The organism is Mycobacterium sp. UM_Kg1 (assembly GCF_000972925.1).
GTDB lineage: Bacteria > Actinomycetota > Actinomycetes > Mycobacteriales > Mycobacteriaceae > Mycobacterium > Mycobacterium hiberniae.
The window spans coordinates 1-2,829 of record NZ_JRMK01000261.1; the positions used below are offsets into that span (position 1 = coordinate 1).

The following is a 2,829-nucleotide window of genomic DNA, read 5'->3' on the forward strand; positions in this document are numbered from 1 at the left end:
CCCCGAGCGAGCCGGCCACCTCGGCCAGCGACACCGCCGACCCCGTCTCGGCGACCAGGTCGACGGCGGCGGCGATGATCCGCCGACTGGCCTCCTCGTCGGTGTGCGGCGGGTTTCCGCCCCAACCGCGCCGCCGGGCCATCAGCGACCTGCTTGACAACGGCAATGCACCGAACAATCATACGCCCAAGCGTCCCGTCGTATGTTTGGAGCTGAGGTAGCGATGACCGACCTGATCGTGCGCAAGCTGCGGTTCGCTTTCGCCGAGCACCCGGTGCCGTTCCTGTGGAACGAGGCCAATCCGGCGTTCTCGTCGATGGCCAACGCGGTCTCGCTGCTGGCTATCGGCTTCGAGAAGATGATCGGCGGCATGATCGCCGAAGCGATGCCGCGCATCACCGACCCCGCCGTGGCCGCGGAGGCCGATGCCTTCGTGCGGCAGGAGGGGCAACATTCCATGGCCCACCGCGGTCATGCCAAAGCGCTGGTGAAGGCCTACCCGGGGCTCAAGGAGACTGTCGATGCCTGCAACGCCATGTTCGACAAGATGTCGGCTGAAAAGTCCCTGGACTATCGGCTGGCGTACACCGCCGACCTGGAGGCCACCTTCACCCCGGTCTTCAAGTTGATGCTCGACCACGACGACACCCTGTTCGCGCCGGGCGACGACCGGGTGGCCTCGCTGTTCTTGTGGCACTTCGTCGAAGAGGTCGAGCACCGCAGCTCGGCGCTGATCATCTACGACCACGTCATCAACGACCCGTGGTACCGGATGCGGATGGCGCCGTCGATCTTCAAGCACGTGATGAGCGTGATCAAGGTGGCGTGCGAGGGCTTCAACCGGCATATTCCGGTGGAGGACCGCCAGGTCGACGCGCTGTCACTGTTCAGCACCTACCGCGCCAAGCAGGCCTGGCGGCGACGGGTGCCGTTCGGCTGGCCCGCAGATCAGGGCCCCATCGAGGATGCCTTCAAACATTTGCCGAAACGTGAAATGGCTACCGCGGTAGCCGGTATCGTCCGCAGCCAGTTGCCCAATCACAAGCCGGCTCACGAGAAGATCCCGGCGCTGGCCAACCAGTGGTTCGCCCGCTACGACGAGGGCTACGACGTGACCAAGTGGTACACCGCCGAGGAGAAGAGCGCCTGATGCCCGACCTGTGTACCCCGACGTTCGAGCGCCTTGCCGAGTCGCTGGGCTTCTCGTGCGGCCAGGCCGGCGGCCTGCTGGAATTCCGCAACCCGCTGCAGCTGGAGAACTGGACGCTGCCGGTACTGGAGATCACCGTGATCGCCGGGGCGGTGCTGGCCCTGGTCTACGCGATCGCGCGGTACCGTCGCGGTGATGCCACTAACCTGGCGCTGTGGTTCGGGGCGATCGCCTACCTGCTGATCATCGAACCGCCGCTGTACTTCCCCGGGGCGTTCGGGATCGCCGACCACGTCGACACGATGTTCGCGCACAACCTTTTCAGCGTCGAATTCCTGTGGGGCCGGCTGCCGCTCTACATCGTCGCGATCTATCCGATGATGGCCACGATTTCCTTCGAGATCGTCCGGACCCTGGGGGTCTTCCGACGCTACGGGGCCGTCGTCGGGGCGATCTGTGTGGGTTTTGTGCACCACGCCTTCTACGAGATCTTCGACCACCTGGGGCCGCAGCTGCGCTGGTGGGAATGGTCGGTGGACAACCCGCTCAACCAGCCCCTGTTCACCTCGGTGCCGATGGGCAGTGTGGTGGTGTTCGCCGCGCTGTGGCCGGCCTCGCTGGCGTTGTGCGTGCAGCTGTTCGTCGGGCGTCAGGTCGACCAGGGCAAGACGGTGCGCGGACCGCGGCTCGTGGCGCGCACGGTGGTCATCGGGGTGCTGGCCTCGCTGGGTACCGGGATCCTGCCGCTGCCGGCGACCCTGCTGGGCGCCGCGACGAACGGTCGCCTGATCGGGATCGGCTATGCCGCGGAGCTTTTGGTGATTGTCGGCGTGGCGGTGCCGGTCCTGGTCCGCCAGTGGCGGCAGCAGCGGTCGAATCCCCTCGCCGAGGGCCGCTACGAAAATCCGCTGATGACCCGCTACGCCGCGGTGTATCTGGCCGTCATGGGGGTGCTGTGGCTGAGCGCCCTGCCGGACTACTTCGGTGCGGTGGGCGGGCAGACCGCAGACGGCGACCCGATCGGCTCGCTGTGGTACGCCGCGCTGTGCTTCGCCGTCGCCGGCCTGAGCGTGGCGGCCGCGGCAACCGTCCCGCCGATCCGGGAGCCGCAAGCCGAGCCCGAGCCGGTGGCCGCCGGGCACTGAACCCCGACTGCGGCCCGCCGTGGACGCCGGGTGCGGCGCTTGGCAGACTGTTGCCATGGCGCAGATCACGTTACGTGGAAACCAGATCAACACCGTCGGCGAGTTGCCGGCCGTCGGCTCGGCAGCACCGGCGTTCACCTTGGCCGGAACCGACCTGAGTCCGGTCGAAAGCGGGCAGTTCGCCGGTAAGCCGGTCCTGCTGAACATCTTCCCGTCGGTCGACACCCCGGTCTGTGCGACCAGCGTGCGGACCTTCAACGAGCGGGCCGCCGCCGGCGGGGCCGTGCTGTGCGTCTCCAACGACCTGCCGTTCGCGCTGAAGCGGTTCTGCGGTGCCGAGGGCATCGAGAACGTCACCAGCGCCTCGGGGTTCCGGGACAGCTTCGGCGACGACTACGGCATCACCATGACCGATGGTCCGCTGGCCGGACTGCTGGGCCGGGCCATCGTGGTGATCGGCGCGGACGGCAACGTCGCCTACACCGAGCTGGTGCCGGAGATCGGCCAGGAGCCGAACTACGACGCGGCTCTGGC

General features: G+C 67.4%; 3 protein-coding genes and 1 pseudogene. 3 read left to right on the forward strand and 1 reads right to left on the reverse strand.

What is annotated here, in order from left to right; genetic code table 11:
• Window positions 1–142: pseudogene (locus LI92_RS24445) on the reverse strand (TetR family transcriptional regulator); the annotation flags it as partial.
• A gap of 81 nt (window positions 143–223) precedes the next feature.
• Here LI92_RS24445 and LI92_RS20780 point away from each other — a divergent pair.
• From LI92_RS20780 to tpx, 3 genes are all read left to right on the forward strand, one after another.
• On the forward strand, window positions 224–1,150 hold the full coding sequence (locus tag LI92_RS20780) for a metal-dependent hydrolase (protein WP_046322272.1): 927 nt from the start codon (window positions 224–226) through the stop codon (window positions 1,148–1,150).
• Entirely contained in the window at window positions 1,150–2,295 is a 1,146-nt protein-coding gene (locus tag LI92_RS20785) for a hypothetical protein (protein WP_046322274.1), read from the forward strand. The genes LI92_RS20780 and LI92_RS20785 overlap by 1 nt, the downstream gene beginning before the upstream one ends.
• Before the next feature lie 55 nt (window positions 2,296–2,350).
• Window positions 2,351–2,829, forward strand: a 479-nt coding sequence (tpx, locus tag LI92_RS20790) for a thiol peroxidase (RefSeq protein ID WP_046322276.1), incomplete at its 3' end; no start/stop codon positions are given.